The 17,181-nt window shown below is 68.4% G+C and carries 16 protein-coding genes and 1 pseudogene; 5 read left to right on the forward strand and 12 right to left on the reverse strand.

The genetic code is table 11. The annotated features are described in order from the left end of the window. The first annotated feature begins 524 nt into the window (after positions 1-524). Entirely contained in the window at positions 525-722 is a 198-nt protein-coding gene (locus tag AC5L36_RS27595) for a hypothetical protein (protein ID WP_441221449.1), read from the forward strand. Positions 723-747: 25 nt separating this feature from the next. Here the strand turns inward: AC5L36_RS27595 and AC5L36_RS27600 are convergent, their stop codons facing one another. Together AC5L36_RS27600 and AC5L36_RS27605 are read right to left on the reverse strand one after the other, a co-directional pair. Then, entirely contained in the window at positions 748-1,542 is a 795-nt protein-coding gene (locus tag AC5L36_RS27600) for a carbon-nitrogen hydrolase family protein (RefSeq protein WP_441221451.1), read from the reverse strand. Between the two features lie 9 nt (positions 1,543-1,551). Then, the gene (locus tag AC5L36_RS27605) at positions 1,552-2,388 is read right to left on the reverse strand and encodes an EamA family transporter (RefSeq protein WP_441221453.1); all 837 of its coding nucleotides are present in this window, start codon (positions 2,386-2,388) and stop codon (positions 1,552-1,554) included. A gap of 41 nt (positions 2,389-2,429) precedes the next feature. On the opposite strand from AC5L36_RS27605, the gene AC5L36_RS27610 reads away from it, so the two are divergent. Continuing rightward, positions 2,430-3,023 (forward strand): helix-turn-helix domain-containing protein, encoded by a 594-nt coding sequence (locus AC5L36_RS27610; RefSeq protein ID WP_441221455.1) that lies wholly within the window; start codon positions 2,430-2,432, stop codon positions 3,021-3,023. Here the strand turns inward: AC5L36_RS27610 and clpX are convergent. The 4 genes from clpX to tig all read right to left on the reverse strand — a co-directional run bounded on the left by clpX (position 3,020) and on the right by tig (position 7,312). After that, positions 3,020-4,315, reverse strand: a complete 1,296-nt coding sequence (clpX, locus tag AC5L36_RS27615; protein ID WP_441221457.1) for an ATP-dependent Clp protease ATP-binding subunit ClpX — start codon at positions 4,313-4,315, stop codon at positions 3,020-3,022. The two genes, AC5L36_RS27610 and clpX, sit on opposite strands and share 4 nt — an antisense overlap. Positions 4,316-4,527: 212 nt before the next feature. Next, positions 4,528-5,190, reverse strand: a complete 663-nt coding sequence (locus AC5L36_RS27620) for an ATP-dependent Clp protease proteolytic subunit (RefSeq protein ID WP_441221459.1) — start codon at positions 5,188-5,190, stop codon at positions 4,528-4,530. A gap of 10 nt (positions 5,191-5,200) precedes the next feature. Continuing rightward, complete coding sequence (locus tag AC5L36_RS27625) at positions 5,201-5,845, reverse strand: ATP-dependent Clp protease proteolytic subunit (RefSeq protein WP_441221461.1); 645 nt, start codon at positions 5,843-5,845, stop codon at positions 5,201-5,203. A 111-nt stretch (positions 5,846-5,956) separates the two neighbouring features. Further along, complete coding sequence (tig, locus tag AC5L36_RS27630) at positions 5,957-7,312, reverse strand: trigger factor (protein ID WP_441221463.1); 1,356 nt, start codon at positions 7,310-7,312, stop codon at positions 5,957-5,959. Between the two features lie 212 nt (positions 7,313-7,524). Between tig and AC5L36_RS27635 the strand changes: the two genes are divergently transcribed. Further along, complete coding sequence (locus AC5L36_RS27635; RefSeq protein ID WP_441221464.1) at positions 7,525-9,066, forward strand: amidohydrolase family protein; 1,542 nt, start codon at positions 7,525-7,527, stop codon at positions 9,064-9,066. 354 nt (positions 9,067-9,420) lie between these two features. Here the strand turns inward: AC5L36_RS27635 and AC5L36_RS27640 are convergent, their stop codons facing one another. The 4 genes from AC5L36_RS27640 to AC5L36_RS27655 form a co-directional block, all read right to left on the reverse strand. Next, entirely contained in the window at positions 9,421-10,308 is an 888-nt protein-coding gene (locus AC5L36_RS27640) for a helix-turn-helix transcriptional regulator (RefSeq protein WP_441221466.1), read from the reverse strand. A 35-nt stretch (positions 10,309-10,343) separates the two neighbouring features. Next, on the reverse strand, positions 10,344-11,048 hold the full coding sequence (locus AC5L36_RS27645; protein ID WP_441221468.1) for a hypothetical protein: 705 nt from the start codon (positions 11,046-11,048) through the stop codon (positions 10,344-10,346). 678 nt (positions 11,049-11,726) lie between these two features. Continuing rightward, the gene (locus tag AC5L36_RS27650; RefSeq protein WP_441221470.1) at positions 11,727-12,428 is read right to left on the reverse strand and encodes a hypothetical protein; all 702 of its coding nucleotides are present in this window, start codon (positions 12,426-12,428) and stop codon (positions 11,727-11,729) included. A gap of 387 nt (positions 12,429-12,815) precedes the next feature. After that, positions 12,816-13,253 (reverse strand): hypothetical protein, encoded by a 438-nt coding sequence (locus AC5L36_RS27655; RefSeq protein WP_441221471.1) that lies wholly within the window; start codon positions 13,251-13,253, stop codon positions 12,816-12,818. Between the two features lie 270 nt (positions 13,254-13,523). Here AC5L36_RS27655 and AC5L36_RS27660 point away from each other — a divergent pair, with 270 nt between their 5' ends. Continuing rightward, a complete protein-coding gene (locus AC5L36_RS27660; protein WP_441221473.1) occupies positions 13,524-13,862 on the forward strand; it encodes a PadR family transcriptional regulator in 339 nt (112 codons plus the stop codon). A 344-nt stretch (positions 13,863-14,206) separates the two neighbouring features. Further along, positions 14,207-14,794, forward strand: a pseudogene (locus AC5L36_RS27665) (MerR family transcriptional regulator). Between the two features lie 497 nt (positions 14,795-15,291). Here the strand turns inward: AC5L36_RS27665 and AC5L36_RS27670 are convergent. Together AC5L36_RS27670 and AC5L36_RS27675 are read right to left on the reverse strand one after the other, a co-directional pair. Beyond that, positions 15,292-15,831 carry an NUDIX hydrolase gene (locus AC5L36_RS27670; RefSeq protein WP_441221475.1) on the reverse strand — a complete coding sequence of 180 codons (540 nt, stop codon included), beginning with the start codon at positions 15,829-15,831 and terminating at the stop codon, positions 15,292-15,294. Positions 15,832-15,835: 4 nt separating this feature from the next. Further along, a complete protein-coding gene (locus AC5L36_RS27675; RefSeq protein WP_441221477.1) occupies positions 15,836-17,086 on the reverse strand; it encodes an NsdA family TPR-like regulatory protein in 1,251 nt (416 codons plus the stop codon). Positions 17,087-17,181: the final 95 nt, after the last annotated feature.

Genomic DNA, 17,181 nt, shown 5'->3' on the forward strand with positions numbered 1-17,181 from the left:
GGGAAAAATAAACCAAACTTGGCACTGGCTTATACAAACACCCTGTTGAGTTCTCAAAGAACAAACACACACCGCGATCCGAAACCCCCGTCTCGGGGGCCCCGCTCTCGGGGCAACTTGCCTAACTTACCTGGTCGACTTCGCGGTGTCAAGCCGGATCTTTGGCCCAACTTCGCATCGCCCAATTGGTCCCCGCGCCACGGCACACCGGTCGCCCGGTGAGTTGGTCTTGCGAGGGAAGCTTGCAGACCGGCCGATCGGTGCTTGGCACCACATCCGCCCGGCTCCTGCCGGCTTGTCTACCTTACCCGGTCGGCTTCGCAATCTCAAATCCGGCTGCCCGGTCGATCGCACCGCCCGCGCCCTGGTTTCGGCCGTTATGTCCGTCCCCTGTGGGCAGAGAGAAAGTTACGCGGGCGATCCGCAGAACGCAAATCGGTTATCGTCACTGTCTCGACGCGCCCGAGCGCCAGGAGCCGCGCCGTGGTCCGCGATCACCCGCCGAGCGTGGAAGAGTTGGGCTCATGGTCCTCGCCGAAGACGCGCTGCTCGGCCTGCTCCTGCCCTTCTGGCAGATCGTCATCGGTGCCGTCGTGCTCGTCGCGATCGTGGGCTCGGTGCACCGCCTCATCATGCGCGGACCATCCCGCATGACCACGATGATGCTGATCAGCGGCGGCGTCGTGGTCGGCCTCACAGTCATCGGCGTTCTCTGGAGCTGACTCGCCGCCACCGCCGCACCGCCCCTCAGAGCCGCCGATTTGCCAGGCTGGGCAGCTCCTCACGGATCGTGGCCAGCCGGGACAGGTCGATATCCGCGACGGTGACGCCAACCGTGTCCGGCGCCTGGGCGACCACCGTGCCCCACGGGTCGACGACCATGCTCCGGCCGAAGCACGTGCGCCCCGGCTCGTGGTCGCCGATCTGCCCAGCCGCCAGCACGTAACACTGGTTTTCGATCGCCCGCGCCCGCAGCAGGACCTCCCAGTGGTCGCGCCCGGTGTGCATCATGAACGCGGCCGGCACCACCAGCACCTGCGCGCCGGCCATGGCCAAGCGCCGGTAGAGCTCGGGAAAGCGCAGGTCGTAGCAGATGGACAGGCCGACCTGCACGCCCTCGACGTCGACGACCACCGTCTCCGCGCCAGGGGCCACGGTGCGGGACTCCTGGTAGGACACCCGGCCGGGGATCTCCACGTCGTACAGGTGGATCTTGCGGTAGCTGGCGGCCAGCTCACCGCCGCGGTCGAACACGAGCGAGGTGTTGTACGTCCGCTCGGCGTCCGGGCCTGTCTCGTGGAACGACCCCGCCAGCACCCACATCCCCAACGAACGCGCCGCGGCCGAGAAGTGTGCCGCGAACTCGCCGTCGATCCCTTCCGGCTTGGGCGCGCCGGCGCCGGGGCCGAGGTAGTCGACGTACTCGGGGAGGATCGCCAGGTCGGCGCCGCTCGCGGCGGCCTTCTCCAGCAGCTCGCCGGCGGCGGCGAGGTTGGCGGCACGGTCTTCGCGGGCGTTGAGTTGGCACACGGCGACGCGCATGCCGCCAGGCTACGTGGTCGCGAGCACGAGCGCCGTGGCCGCGAGCCCGAGACCCGCGATCTGCACCGGCCGCAGCCGCTCGCGGTCGACGGCGAGCGCGAGCAGCACCGTGCTCGCCGGGTAGAGCGCGGCGATCGCGGCGACGATGCTCAGGTGCCCGCGGACGGCCGCGGCGAGGTAGAACGCGTTCGCGATGATCTCCAGCGTGCCGGCCACCGCCGCCCAGCCCAGCACCGGACGGGAGAGACGCGCGGCCGTGCGGGTACCCAGGAGGATCGCGGCGCCGACCCCGACGGAGGTGAGCCGTCCGGCGGCGAGTGGCCACATCCCCGCCTCTTCGGTTGATTGGCCGAGCAGCGCGAAGAAGAGCCCGAAGAACACGCCGGCGACCAGCGACGTCGCGATCAGCCGCGGCGACACCGGGGCGCGGCCGGCCTGCGGCGGCGTCAGGCTGACCAGCCCGATGGCGACGACCGCGAGTCCGGCGCCGCCGAGGGCCAGCATCCCCGGCGCGCTGTCGGTGAACAGCCCGACACCGATCGGCACGATCGCCGCGGTGACGGCCGCGAGCGGGGCGACCACCGCCATCGCGCCGCCGGCGAGCGCACGGTAGAGCAGCACGATCCCGACGAAGCCGGCCAGGCCGCTGCTCGCGCCCCATGCCAGGTCAGCCGCGGTCGGGGTGCCGGGCAGCAGGATCACGCAGAGCGCGACCGTGGGCAGGCACAGCGCCTGCGAGATCACGGCGACCGCGAGTGGGTGGGCACGCTGCGACGCCCGTCCGCCGGAGTAGTCGGCGGTGCCCCAGATCAGGGCGGACAGCGCGGCGAGCACAATGGGAGTCACCGTGCAGTCGTATCACAATAATGACCGTGAAGGACACTCCATTGACCGAGACTGTGGCCGCGCTCACCGCGGCGGTGGCGGGGCACGTCCGCGCGCTGCGCACCGCGCGCGGCTGGTCCCTCGACGAGCTCGCCGGCCGGTCCGGGGTCAGCAAGGGCATGGTGGTGCAGATCGAGGGCGCGCGTACGAACCCCAGCGTGGGGACGCTGGTGCGGATCGCCGACGCGTTCGGCGTGACGATCGCGCGGCTGCTGGAGCCGGCCGAGGAGCGCACGGTGCGCGTCTCCGACGCCGAGACCGCGCCCCGGCTGTGGCAGGGGCAAGAGGGCAGCTTCGGCCGCCTGCTGCGCGGCATGAACGACCCGAGCTTCGTCGAGCTCTGGGAGTGGCGCTTCGCCCCGGGCGACCGCCACACCTCCGAAAACCACATGCCCGGCACCCGCGAGGTGCTCCACGTGCTGAGCGGCACGCTCACGCTCACGGTGGACGGGGTGGACCACACGGTCGAGCCGGGGCAGACGATCGACTTTCTGGCCGACCGCGCCCACACCTACCGCAATGACGGCAGCGACGAGACCCGGCTGATGATGGTCGCGATCGTGCCCAACACCGAGTGGGACCGCAGGACCGGCTAGGCGGTCTTTTCCTCGCGGTGCTCGCGACGGCGGCGCCCGGTGAACTCGCGCGGGACGATCGTCGGGTACACGTTTTCCATGACCACCTCGCGGGTGATCAGGACGCGGGCGGCGTCGGGGTTGCTGGGCACCTCGTACATCACGGAGAGGAGGACCTCCTCCATGATGGCGCGCAGGCCACGGGCGCCGGTGCCGCGGAGCATCGCCTGGTCGGCGATCGCCTCGAGCGCGGCGATGTCGAACTCGAGCTCCACGCCGTCGAGCTCGAAGAGGCGCTGGTACTGCTTCACGTAGGCATTGCGCGGCTCGGTCAGGATCTTGATGAGCGCCTGACGGTCGAGGTTTCGCACCGTGGTGATCACGGGGAGCCGGCCGATGAACTCCGGAATCAGCCCGAACTTGAGCATGTCTTCCGGCATGACCTGGCTGAAGATGTCGTCGGTCGAGCGGTCGGAGACGGCCCGCAGGTGGGCGCCGAAGCCGAGGCCGCCCTTGCCGACGCGCGACTCGATGATCCGGTCGAGGCCGGCGAACGCGCCACCGCAGATGAACAGGACGTTGGTCGTGTCGATCTGGATGAACTCCTGGTGGGGGTGCTTGCGCCCGCCCTGCGGCGGCACGTTGGCGACCGTGCCCTCCAGGATCTTCAGCAACGCCTGCTGCACACCCTCGCCCGAGACGTCGCGCGTGATCGAAGGATTTTCGCTCTTCCTTGCGATCTTGTCGACCTCGTCGATGTAGATGATGCCGGTCTCGGCGCGCTTGATGTCGTAGTCGGCCGCCTGGATGAGCTTGAGCAGGATGTTTTCGACATCCTCGCCGACGTAGCCGGCCTCGGTCAGCGCGGTCGCGTCGGCGATGGCGAACGGCACGTTGAGCATGCGGGCGAGCGTCTGCGCCAGGTGGGTCTTGCCGCAGCCCGTGGGGCCGATGAGCAGGATGTTGGACTTGGCCAACTCGACCGCTTCACCACTGGACCCGGGCGCGCCGGCCGCCTCTGCCTGGATGCGCTTGTAGTGGTTGTAGACCGCCACGGCGAGCGCCTTCTTGGCCTGGTCTTGACCCACCACGTACTGGTCGAGGAACTGGCAGATCTCCATGGGCTTGGGAAGCTCTTCCCACTTGACCTCGCCCGACTCGGCCAGCTCTTCCTCGATGATCTCGTTGCACAGGTCGATGCACTCGTCGCAGATGTAGACCCCCGGCCCCGCGATGAGCTTTTTGACCTGCTTCTGCGATTTTCCGCAGAACGAACACTTTAGTAGGTCGCCGCCGTCGCCGATCCGTGCCACCTACGTTCTCCCTGCGCTCATCGGCCGGAAAGCCGGCCCTGGCCTGAGGACTGTCCTGCCTCGTGGATCCTCGATCGCGCCCCGGGAGGGCCGGGGCATGCGCTGTGCACCTCGACGTTACCCGCTGCTTGGGCGTATTCCGACCCCCAAAATGGGTGTGTCAGGGGCTAGCCAGTTTAGGAGCACCGGCACACCCCTGACTCCCGCGTGGGTCAGCTGGCGCTCGCCGCGGCGACGAGGCCCTTCTTACGGCTGGCCAGGACGGTGTCCACCAGGCCGTACTCCTTGGCCTCCTCGGCCGTCATGATCTTGTCGCGGTCGATGTCCTTGCGGACCTTCTCGACCGGCTGCCGTGAGTGCACCGCCAGCAGGTCTTCCAGCTGGGTGCGCATCCGCATGATCTCCCGGGCCTGGATCTCGATGTCCGAGCCCTGCCCGTAGCCGCCCTCGGTGGCCGGCTGGTGGATGATGATCCGCGAGTGCGGCAGCGCCATCCGCTTGCCCGGCGTGCCGGCCGCCAGCAGCACCGCGGCCGCGCTGGCCGCCTGCCCGAGGCACACCGTCACGATGTCGGGACGCACGTACTGCATCGTGTCGTAGATCGCCGTCATCGCCGTGAACGAGCCACCGGGCGAGTTGATGTACATCGTGATGTCACGGTCGGGGTCGGTGCCCTCGAGCGTCAGCAGCTGCGCCATCACGTCGTTGGCCGAGGCGTCGTCTACCTGCACCCCGAGGAAGATGATCCGGTCCTCGAACATCTTGTTGTACGGGTTGGACTCCTTCACCCCGTACGACGTGCGCTCGACGAACGACGGAATGATGTACCGGTTGTGGACCTCGCGAAGGCCCGCCGGGATCTGTAGTTCAGTCATGGTGTCTTCCTCAGCTCAGCGTGCCGGCGCCGGACGGGACCTGGGTCGCCCCGGTGATCACGTGGTCGATGAACCCGTAGTCCTTGGCCTCCTGAGCCGTGAACCAGCGGTCACGGTCGGAGTCGGCCTCGATCTGCGCCTGGGTCTGCCCGGTGTGGAACGCGACGCGCTCCTGGAACATCCGCTTCGTGTACAGCATCTGCTCCGCCTGGATGGCGATGTCGGAGGCGGTGCCCCCCATGCCACCGGACGGCTGGTGCATCATGATCCGCGCGTGTGGGAGCGCGAACCGCTTGCCCGAGGTGCCGGCGCACAGCAGCAGCTGGCCCATCGACGCGGCCATGCCCATCGCGATCGTCTGCACGTCGTTGTCGATGAACTGCATGGTGTCGTAGATCGCCATGCCGGAGTACACCGAGCCACCGGGCGAGTTGATGTACAGGTAGATGTCGCGGGACGGGTCTTCCGCCGCGAGCAGCAGCAGCTGCGCGCAGATGCGGTTGGCCACGTTGTCGGTCACCTCACTGCCCAGGAAGACGATGCGCTCCTTGAGCAGGCGGTTGTAGACCGTGTCGTCGAGGTTGCCACTGAGCGCGTCGCCGCCGCGGGCCTCGATCGCCCGCGTGGGCATCACAGGAAAATGCTGATCGGTCATGGCAAGCCCTTCGCAATTGTCTCCGTACGACCGACCTTATCCACTGCCGGGAGCCACGACCGCCACGTTCGCTCTCAGCGCACGGGCGCGCCGCCGCGGCCGTACCAGATGTCAGTGGTCGTGGTCGTGATCGTGCTCGTCGGCGCTCCCGCCGCGGAGGTCGTCCATGTTCAGCTCGTTGCCGGCCGCGTCTGTGATCTTGACCCGCTCCATGACCAGCGCGAGCGCCTTGCCCCGGCGGACGTCGCCGAAGATCGCGCCGGCGGTGCCGGACCGGACGAGCTGGTCGTAGTACTGCTGCGGCTGCACGCCGGCCCGCTGCGCCCGGTGCATGATCTCGTGGCCGAACTCGTCGTCGGAGACCTGCACGTCCTCGGCGTCGGCGAGCGTGTCGAGCAGCAGCTGGATCTTGACGCCCTCGGTGGCCGCCTCGGTCAGCTCGGCGTCGATCTGCTCCTCGGTCTTCTCCTCCGCGGACAGGTACTCGTCGAGGGAGGCGCCGATCCGCTCCAGCTGGTCGGTCATCGCCTGCTTGCGGTGATCGACCTCCTCGCGCACGACACCCTCGGGGGCCGGCACGTCGGCGACCTTGACCAGCTCGGCGAGCGCCTTGTCGCGGGCCGCGTAGAGCTGCTCGACCTTCTTGACCCGGGTGACCCGCTCGCGCAGGTCGTTACGGAGCTCGTCGAGCGTGTCGAACTCGCTGGCCAGCTGGGCGAACTCGTCGTCGAGCTCGGGCAGCTGCTTTTCCTTGACCGTGCGGACCGTCACCGAGACGTCCGCGTCGCGGCCGGCGAAGTCGCCGCCCACGAGCTGGGTCACGAACGTGTTCGACTCGCCGGCCGACATGCCCACCAGCACCTCGTCGAGGCCGGGGAGGAGCTGCTTGCTGCCCACCTCGTGGGAGATGTTGGTGGCGGAGCCACCCGGCACCTCCTCGCCGTCGACGGTCGCGGCGAGGTCGATCTGGACGTAGTCGCCCTCCTGGGCCGGCCGCTCGACCGTCTTGAGCGTGGCGAAGCGCTCGCGCAGCCCGCTGACCTGGTCGTCGATCTCATTGTCGGCGATCTGGAGCTCGTCGACGCTGATCTCGATCGTGGAGAGGTCGGGGAGGGTGATCTCCGGCCGCACGTCGATCTCGGCGGTGAAGACCAGCGGCTGGCCGTCTTCCACCTCGGGGAAGTTTTCCAGCTCCGGACGGCCGAGCATCTTCACGTCGTGCTCGCGCACGGCGGCCAGGATCTGGGCCGGAATGGCCTCCTGGATGGCCTCGTTGATCACCGCGGCGCGGCCGACCCGCTGGTCGATCACCGCCGCCGGCACCTTGCCGCGCCGGAAGCCGGGGATCTGGACCTGGGAGGCGATCTCCCGGTACGCCTTCTTGAGGCTCGGCTCGAGCTCGACGAACGGCACCTCGATGGCGAGCCGCACCCGGGTCGGGCTCAGGGTCTCGACGGTGCTCTTCACAGGCGTACTCCTCGATGGATCTTTCAGGCTTGAGTGCCGGGCGGCGTCACGCGGACGCGATAGCGGCTCGGTCGAGTGTAGAGCGGCCACGCGGGTGACCCACCCCGAGGTAGGGGTTTCCCCACCCGACCTGGGCTCCCAGCCCTACTGACCCGCGGCCGCGCCGCCGCGAGGGTTGTCGATGACGGACGACGACAACTTGGGGAGTGATCATGGCAAGCGCGATTTCCCGGCGTTCGGTGCTGGCTGGAGCGGCGGCGGGTGCGGCGGGAGCGGCCGTAGGTATGCGGCGCGCGGAGGCGGCGAACGCCACCCCGACGGGCATCACGGCGGTGACGGGGGTCACCGTGATCGACGCGGCCGGCGGGGCCGGCGGGGCGCGACGCCACCAGAACGTGCTGGTGCGCGGCGGCCACATCCTGGACGCCGGCGACGCCCACCGCGTGCCCGTGCCGCACGGCGCGCGGGTGGTCGACGGCCGCGGGAAGTTCCTCATCCCGGGCCTGGCGGACATGCACACGCACGCGACCGAGATCGACCCGACCGACCCCGAGATGTACGTGGTGAACGGCGTCACGACCACCCGCCAGATGTCGGCCAGCGACGCGGTGCGTGGCTGGCGGCGGGAGATCGAGGCCGGCACCCGCCTCGGCCCGCGCTGGGCGGTCGGCAGCGCGATCGTCGACGGCGCGCCCTCGCTCTGGGAGGGCCTCGGCGTGTCATATATAGCGGTGGCGGACGCCGCCCAGGGACGCGCCGCCGTACGCCAGCAAGCGGAGGCCGGCGCGGACTTCGTCAAGACCTACACCCGCCTGTCCCGCGAGTCGTTTCACGCGATCGCCGCCGAGGCGCGCCGGGTGGGCATCCCGTTCCTCGGACACGTGCCCGACTTCGTGCAGATCACCGAGGCCAGCGACGCCGGCCTGCACAGCATCGAGCACCTCTTCGAGTTCTGGTACGACACCTCCCGCGACGAGCAGCGGCTGCGCCGCGAGATCGCCCGCATCCGGGTCGACGGCGGCGACTACGCGGGGTGGTTCACCAAGCTCCACCCCATCGAGTACGCGGCCGCCCGCGGCTACGACCGGGGAAAGGCGGCCCGCGTCTTCGAGCGGCTGGCCCGAAACGGCACCCACGTCACGCCCACGCTCACGGTGCACTGGACCTGCGACACACCTGAGGACGTGCCGCACGACGACCCACGCTTCCGGTACGCCAGCGCGGACACCCTCGGCTACTGGCAGTGGGCCACCGAGAACATCTACCTCAAGGGCCGCACGCCACGGGAGAGCGCCGAGCGCCGCGAGCTCTTCACCCGCCGCCTGCGCCTGGCCGGCGAGCTGGCCCGCGCGGGAGTGCCGCTGATGACCGGCACCGACCTGGGCACCGCCTACCTGCTGCCCGGCTTCAGCCTGCACGACGAGCTGCGCCTTCTGGTGCTCGCCGGCCTCACACCCGCGCAGGCACTGCGCGCGGCCACCCTCGAGCCGGCCCGGAGCCTCGGCCGCCGCGACCAGGGCACGGTCGAGCGCGGCAAGGTGGCGGACCTGGTGCTGCTCGACGCCGACCCCCTCCGCGACATCACCAACACCACCCGCATCGACAGCGTCTTCGTGCGCGGCCACCTCATCGATCCGGCGGCCCGGCGGCGGATGCTCGCCGACATCGAGGCCGCCGTCCAGCGCAAGGCCCCGACGGGCGTGGTGCCCGCGGCCGCCGGCTGCGCCTGCCACGCCGCACCGACCCGCGTTTAGGGAGCCCGTCGGATCAGGGGCATGCTCGTCGCGAGCTTTCAAAGGCATATTTGCCCGCGTTCGCGTCAGCTGTGGACCGTATGCTCCCGCGGGCACCGCTCCGGTCGGCGGCGAGCTGGCGCTCGCCGAAATCCCCGACCTCCACTGCCGGGTCCGCGAGACAAGCCCTTCCCGCGTCGGTAACGAGGTGTAATCAGGCGGAGGGGGATGGGTTTGGTCTTGCGGCGCGGGCGTGGCAGCGGAGGTCGGGGATTTCGGCTCGCTCCGCGAGCCGCCGGCCGCCGCGGTCTCCGGCGGGAGCGGCGGTCCGCCGCTGACGCGGACCCGGGACATATCTCCAAAAACGGTACGCACTCACACCAGATCGGCGGGTTGGACGCCGACAATCCGCTTCAGGTTGAACCAGCGCTCGTCTTCGCGGAGCCGGCACCACGCTAGTAAATATCCACCGGTGAGTTGGAGGCTGTCGATCGTGCGGCTGCTGGGGTTGCCGTCCCGGTTGACGTAGCTAATCGTCACCGGTTGGCGGTGGTCGATCGCGTGGGCCAGCATCCGCGCTTCGCTCGTGCCGAGACGGGTGGCGGAACGCCGTACCGCATCGAGCGACGGTGTAATCGGTGTCAGCGTCTCGTCGGGCGCGGCGAGCAGCTTCCGCGCAAGGCTGGCAGCGTCGGCGCGGGTGGCTGTCCGACGCGGCGCGGCCGTCCGGGGCCTTGCTGGGCTGTTGGCGCGTACGGCGCGGGAAGGACTGGCGGATGCACGGTGGTCGACCGCCCGCTCCAGGATCGGTGCACCGTCCTCGCCTTCGGCGACCGGGGCGTAGCCCGCGCCGCGGAGCGCGGCAAGGACATCGTGCAGCGGGACGGCGGCGGCGAGCACGGTCGGGGCGAGCTGACGCAGCCCGACGCCACGAGTTTCGGGTTCGGCCGCCAGATCGAGCAAGGCGCTCAACGCGGCCTCAGGGCTGCCCGCGACGACGGCGGTGAGATCCGCCTGAAGTCGGACCTCGTGCTGGGTGGAGCCCACGTCGCCGAGTACCACGGTCAGGTCGTCCGCACCGCCGAGCAGTGCCCGGGCGGCTGGAGTGACCGCGCCCGCGCCGGTCAGGCCGAGCAGGGCGGCTTCCTGCCAGCATGCGACGGCCCGTGCCGGTGCGGTCGCGGGATCGCCGAACGCGAGTGGCTGCCGCCAGATGACCAGATCAGCCAGCGCCCGGGGGTCGTCGATGGTGGTGGCCTCCACCTCCGACGCGGCCGCGATGACGGCCGCACGGAGCTCTACGGTGCCGGCGTCGACGTCGCCGGGCGTGACCGCACCGGCCGCAGCCGTCGGCACGCGATCAGCAGTGTGGACAGTTGGCTCGCCGGCTCGCGCTCCCGCCATCCGTCGTAGCCTGCCGTCGGCGCCACCTGCTCGTCCGCGTGCGATAGCAGACCGGCCTGCGCGGCGATCGATACCGCGAGCCGTATGTCCGGCTCGGGATAACCGAGCGTTTTCGCCGTCCGCTTCAGCTCGCGCGGGCCGATGCCACCGCTTCGAAGCGTCGGCACAGGCCTCTTACCGGCAGCCTCCAGAAGGTCGGCGACCAGACGCACCGTCCCGGCGCCAGCGGCAGCCGCCGCGCGCGCCGTCGCCACCGGGTCGGCCGCCGACCGCTCGACGGATGGCGGCACGGACTCGAACGGCGCCGCGTACCCAGGTCCACGTAGCGCCAAGGCCACCTCGGCCGGCATGGTCAGCCCGCCGTCCCACCCGGAGCCGCGCATCAGCAGGCCGCGTTCGATCGCCCATGCCTGGGGCCTTTGTGACCGGCCGCCGTAGTAGCTGTAGAGCCTGGGATCCGGCTCGACCTCGCCGCCGGCCGCGGCCTTCGCCAGCAGGTCACGTACGTCATCAGGAGCGCCGGCGACCACGGCTCGCACCTGCTCCGGGTCACGGAGCCGGTCGAGCACCTGATCGAGTATCTCGGCCTTGCGGCCCACCGGTCTGACACCAGATGGCGGGCCATGGCGCGAAGGTCTTCGGCGGTCCGGCGGTGGCAGCGCCAACGCCTCCGGCCGCCGCCGGAGCAGCTCGGCCAACCCGTCCTCGCCCAGGCGCCTCAACCAAGCCGCAGAGACCACGCGACCTCCGTCCGTTCTGGCACGGACGCACCCTACCGGCCGGTTGCGGCCGGCGACGGTCGATCAGGCTGTCGAGCTACTTGGACACTGGAGCGGGCGACGGGAATCGAACCCGCACCGTCAGTTTGGAAGCCTTTGTCGCGGCATCATTGTTCGTCTATTTCGCCTGGCTGATGCCTGGGTTGTGATGCCCGCTCGTGCCCTCCGGTGACCTCTGTGGACACGGGCTTCTGGCACGTGGATGGCACGCCGGATCTTGCGCGGATTGCCGCTGCCACAACGGATTACCGCTCCGGGCCGTAGGTCCGGGGCGGCTTGCCGTGGCGGCGGCTTTGCCGCGCGCAGCGCTGGCGGTGGTGGGCGGGATCTCCTCGGTCGGGCAGGCTCGCCCCTGCCCGAGGTTCTCCGGCGCCGGAGGTTCTCGGGCAGCCGTCCCCGTGCCCGACCGAGGAGATCCCGCCGGGTGACCGACCTCCCCCGATCTCCAAGGAAGGGCCGGGGTCCGGGGCGGAGCCCCGGCGAGATTCTCTTGTGACGCTAGCCAGGGGTCGGCTGGAGCTCCTCGGCCACCACGTTGATTACCCGCTGAGCGAAGTTGAGCCCACCGTGGCAGAGATTGCGCGACGCCGTGATCCTCCGCTCACGGCGATGGCGATCACCTTGTCTCTCAGGAAAGACAAGGTCTAGCTCGTGTGCAACCTGATTCCGGGCTTCAAAGAGATCCTGCAGGGTACGCGCCTCGCGATACAACGCGGCGCGCTCACCAAGACCGAGCGCACTGAGTGTGTCGTGAACCTGCTGCACTGACTGGAGGCTGGATCCCGTCAGGTGCCTGACGTAGGACTCGACGATTGCTTGCCGAGGATTTGGGGTTATGAGTATGTCAGCGAGGCGCTTGACGGCATCGCCTTGAGACCCACCGAGGTTCGTCGCAACGAAGTCACGGAATTTCGACGTTGCCTTGTCAGACCGGTCGACTTGGAGCGGCACGACACTCCGGACCAACTCCTTGAGCGTGGCGTCCAGGCCAGCACCGGTGAACACGATGGCGGATCTGAAGATGTCTTGCTCGATGTGGGTAAGACGCCCACGCGCCGCGTCGCGTTGAGCACGCACGACAGGGTAGTGATCCTCAAACAGCGCGGCTACGGAGTCGAAGGCGCTGGCCAAGAAGCGTTGAGCGCGTTCTGTAGGGCCGCCGGTCGTCAGCACCGGTTCCAGCCCCGGAAACCTTGTCACGTCCAGAGGCTAGTGTGCCTGCCGAAGTTCGCGTCGTACTGGCGTTGCGGCGCGCCGCGGGCGGCCGAGGACGGGCCGGAGGCCCGCCCGCAGGACGATCCGCGAGCGCGTACGGCGCGCCGCGCTTGCGCGGCGCCTTGATCCAGAAGAGAACGAATCGGCAGACGCTGGCGTCGACAGCGCTATGCATTCAAGCCCTCGGACAGGCGTCGCGCCGATCTGGCCACTGGGCCTCGGCCGAACCGCTTCGGTGTGAACTGCTGGCAACGTGCGTGGTGTCCGATGCGAGATCAGACAGCTTGGTCGGATCGGGCCGGCCTCGTCCGGTCGTTGGCGTTGCTGTACTTCTCTGGTGTACTGCGCCTGCCGCAGCCGTCGCCGTCTAACCTAGCCGCGGGCGACGTAGCCACGCCGAACGATCGATCGGACCTGGGCGGCGAACGCCTTCTCCGCGTCGATGTATCGACTGAATCCTTCATCGGTGGCAGGCTTCTCGCTCGGAAGCTTGGCCAAGTGCTGGTACGCCTTGATCACTTGAGTTGCCGTCGGACGGAGTTCCTGCGAGCCAGGTGTCATGAAGAAGCGCGACGTCACTTCGTACCGATCAGGACGAACGGCAAAGGTGTCACCAGCCGGCAAGGCTCGCTCGTGCGCGTCTCTAAGCTGGCCGACCAAGCGTCCGTACTGCGCTACGAATACAGTCGCGGCCTCCGTGAGCCGTTCCACGTCGACGTGCCGCGAGTCTGCTCGGCGACGCACAACCTCACCGAGCACGACAAGGATGCCGCCAATGACGGCTCCGAGGAGCCCTGAGATGGCTTCCACGGTCCAATCGTGGACGGTCGCCGCAAACTTACCCGGCAGAGTCCGGCGTACAGGCCGACTCGTCCGTCGCAGTCCTACTCGCGTTCGGCGGTGGGCCGCTGACCTGGCAATTCTCCTGGCATCGATGGTCGTTGGTGGTCAACGTTGGTCGGCATCTGCCGGCCCGACGGCAGCCCGGGGCGGCCCCAAGACGGCCCAGCAAATCGGATCGGTCGCCGTGCCTCGGCGTGTCGTGGATCCCACGGGATCCCCTATGTAAGATTGTTACTCATGGAGGAAGTCCGAATCACACGCGCCGTTGCGGCCGTGCTGCGCGTCTTCGTCGATGACGTCGGAGCTTCGCGGCACGGCTACGAACTCATGCGGCTGACAGGCTTCCCGAGCGGGAAGATGTATCCCTTATTGGCACGCCTTCTCGCAGCGGGTTGGCTGGAGGCGACGATGGAGAATATTGATCCAGCGAAGGAAGGACGGCCACCGCGAAGGTTGTATCGGCTTAGCGAGCGTGGCGTCGTTGGTGCGCGCCGGGGCCTGGCGGCCTTCTATCAGGAGGTTGCACCCTCCACATCAATCAGTGGTTGGCTTCTGCCTGAGGGTGGCGTCGCGTGAATATTGTCACCTGGCTGGTCGGCGTCGGCGTGGCTATCGTGATGCTTGCCATCGCCACATCCCTCGGCGATCTTCTCAGCGAAGAAATCCGTAGTCGCCTGGATAGGGCGCCGCAGTGTCTTTTGCGACTGGCCTCGCGCAGGCTGCCGCCTGAAATCCGGGACGATAACCTGGCGGGCTGGGAAGCGGATCTCCATGAGTACCTGCGAGGTGCGGAGGCGGTTCCGGTGACGCGCCTGTGGCGAGGTATGCGCTGTGCCTTCGGTGCTCTTACCTCTACTGGTGCCATTATCCGGGCGTTCGATGCCAGCCGGTCCACAGCGCAGTCTGATGAGAAGCGGGTTCTGCCAGTCGATTCGGATCTTGCCGGTGTTGTGGCAGGCGTTGTCGGATATCGTGGCGTGACGGCGTGTCACGCCGTGGGCATCAGCTACAGGCAGCTCGATTACTGGGCGCGTACCGGCTTGGTGGTCCCGTCGATTCGCGATGTATCTGATTCAGGTAAGATGCGTCTGTATTCATTCGTGGACTTAGTTGTTCTAAAGGTCGTCAAGCGGCTTCTTGACGCAGGCGTTTCGCTGGAGAACCTGCGATCAGCGATCGACACCATCCGTGCTCGTAACCTTAGCGACCTTGAAGGCATCACATTGATTTCTGATGGGCGCGCGGTTTACGAATGTCACTCTCCAGAGGAAGTCGTCGACTTGTTGCAGGGTGGGCGAGGGGTGTTCGGCATCGCAATCGGAGGGGCATCGAAGGAAATTGGTGGCTCCCTGTCTCATCTGCCAAGCGACACCTTGGAGTAGGTAAGGATTCGACCTGCCCCTGGGTCCGTCGTCAAGGAGAGCTTGACGCCCCGCCACGTCGCCAAGAGGCCGCGGCGGGGCGGGCGGCGCGCGCATCCTGGGCAGGCCCCGGCCTGCCGGCGCTAGCCGGCCTCAGGGGTCGCAGAGGCTCCAAGGTCAAGGGCGGCCGCTCGCGGCCGTCGCTTGCGACGCGTAGCGCCCTTGGGCTTCAAGGGGCGGCCCCGCACACTCCGCGCCGCCCGCCCCGCCGCGGCCGGCAGCGAGTCGCGCCACGGCCGTAACCCGCGGCTACGCCGCGCCCAGCTCGGCCCGGCGCCCGGCCGGCTGCCGGTCCATCAACATCAACACCCGGGAACCGCTGAAGTCTTGGCAGCCTGGGTGTTCGCATCTTCGTGCCAGCCGACGGGTGTTAGGCGTGTCCGCCGCAGAGCGCCAGCGGCGCGGTGGGCGCGCGCCCAGGCGGCGGCGCGAGCGGCCCGTTTCGGGCCGCCTTGAAGACGTACAGAAGTTCTCACGCCATCGCCCACAGCCTCCCACAACCGACACGCTCACAGCCGACTGGAGACACCATCGACTGTACGTCGGCTGATGGTCCTAAATGGGATGGGCCACAGGGGCGTTCATCAGAGCTGCTGCGGACGGTAAATGCCGAGGTAGTAGGACAGTGCCGTTAGAGAAGGTCCGTCCGTGATCTGTCCAATGGCGGCAAGCTTTGGCACCTCCGCGAGGGGCATCCATTCGACGCGGCTCGACTCGGACTTGTCCACTGGTTCGCCGGTTTGGACGACATCGGTTGCCAGGAAGGCGTTGAAGCGCATCGTGCTGATGCCGCTCAGGGCGTTGTACGTCGTCAACGGCTCGATGCTCCGCGGCTGGTACCCGGTCTCCTCGCGTACCTCGCGAGCGGCCGCCTCCGCCAGATCCTCGCCCGGATCGGCCCAGCCGGCGGGGATCTCCCAGCCCCACGAGTCGGTGATGTGGCGGTGTCGCCAGAGCAGGAGTGTCCGGTCCTGGTCGACGACCACGGCGGTCACTGATGGTCGTGGGAACTTAAGGTTGTAGTGCTCGATGTGCTGCCCGTTGGGCAGCTCGACATCATCGAGCCATACCTCGACCCAAGGACTCTGGAAGACCGCCTGGGTGCCGCGTACCAACCAACGCATGTGCTCACTTTCCCTGGTCGAGGTCTCGGAGCGTGGCCAGGCGCGCGTCGAGCGCCTTGACCGCTGCGGTGTCTCGCCAGGTTCCCATGCGTGATCTCAGCTCGCGCGATCGCATCATGATCGGTCTCACGATCTGGCCGTCCGCGATGTCGAGAGCTTCGCCGATCAGTGCGACCACCTCGTCGGGCTCTTGGTCGATGAGGTGACATGCGGCCAGTTCGAGGGTCAACAGCGCTCTTCCTTTGGCGTCCGCGTACGGGCGTCGGTCCGTGGCGGCGCTGATGAGGGCCGTCGCGCGCTCGGTGTCGCGCATCAACAAGTACGTGGTGCCGGCGATGCCGTCGAGGCGGTCGCGGTCGAAGAAGTCGGTGCCGTTGCGTTTGGGTTCGGCCTGGTCGATGGCGGCGTAGGCGCTTTCGAGTGCTTGAGCCGCGGTGCTCGCGTTGCCAGCGGCGGCGTGCGCCCGAGCTCGTAGCGCGGCGACCCACGCGCGGCGCCGTGCGCTTGACTCGGAGTCCGCCAGCTCGGCTGCTTGGTCGAGCAGGCTTGCGGCTTCGTCCCCGTATCCACGGAAGAACGGGTCGATGCTCTGGAGCGCCAGCGACCATGCCGCCAGGTCGTTGTTGGCGGCCTCGTCGGCTGCCACCCAGCTGACGTCGAAGTATTCGAGCGCGCGGGCTGGGCGGCCGAGGTCGACACTCAGGTTGCCGGCTATGCCCGACAGCGTTCCGATGACGTTGACGAGCCTTCGTTGAATCGACAGCGTCTGTCGCTCGGCCAGGGCCGCCTCGGCTCGTTGCAGCTCCTGGCGAATCGTCGGCCACATGACCGTCGGCGGTGTCGACGGGTAGCGCATGGCTTGCACCAGCACCAGGCGCTCAAATCGGTCCATGATCGCTGCGTCGATCGAAGACCGCGTCAGGGCGGCGGCAAGGGACCATGGGTCCGGATCTTGTGGATCGTCGCCACCCTTCACAGTTTGCGTTGCGAGGCCCAGGAGCTGGCGGCCGTGGTCCGGGATCCGCAGACCATCCGCGATGCGCTCCAGCACGGCGTAGGCGGAGATCCGGCGTTGCCGGGGGCCGGTGCTCATGATCGTGCTGATCTGGCCTTGGGGCATCCCCACCGCGATGCCGATGGTCGTTTGGCTTGCGCCAGCGTGCTGGCGCACGAGCCGGAATAGTCCCCCGATGTCGCGGGCCGCCAACGCTTTCTTGACCTCGTCACGTTCCCAGAATTCGATCGGGACGTCCAAGCGACCGGACGAGCGTGGTGGCACGGCACCCCCTGACACGGCGGATGTGAGACCAACTCTGAGGCTACGCGTGCCATCAGCGTCCGTCGAATACC

The organism is Phytohabitans sp. LZ39, assembly GCF_059359075.1.

Coding starts and splice junctions, on each gene's coding strand:
- AC5L36_RS27595 (WP_441221449.1), top strand. CDS start 525: ATGGTCCTCGCCGAAGACGCGCTGCTCGGCCTGCTCCTGCCCTTCTGG.
- AC5L36_RS27600 (WP_441221451.1), bottom strand. CDS start 1,542: ATGCGCGTCGCCGTGTGCCAACTCAACGCCCGCGAAGACCGTGCCGCC.
- AC5L36_RS27620 (WP_441221459.1), bottom strand. CDS start 5,190: ATGACTGAACTACAGATCCCGGCGGGCCTTCGCGAGGTCCACAACCGG.
- AC5L36_RS27625 (WP_441221461.1), bottom strand. CDS start 5,845: ATGACCGATCAGCATTTTCCTGTGATGCCCACGCGGGCGATCGAGGCC.
- AC5L36_RS27635 (WP_441221464.1), top strand. CDS start 7,525: ATGGCAAGCGCGATTTCCCGGCGTTCGGTGCTGGCTGGAGCGGCGGCG.
- AC5L36_RS27660 (WP_441221473.1), top strand. CDS start 13,524: ATGGAGGAAGTCCGAATCACACGCGCCGTTGCGGCCGTGCTGCGCGTC.
- AC5L36_RS27670 (WP_441221475.1), bottom strand. CDS start 15,831: ATGCGTTGGTTGGTACGCGGCACCCAGGCGGTCTTCCAGAGTCCTTGG.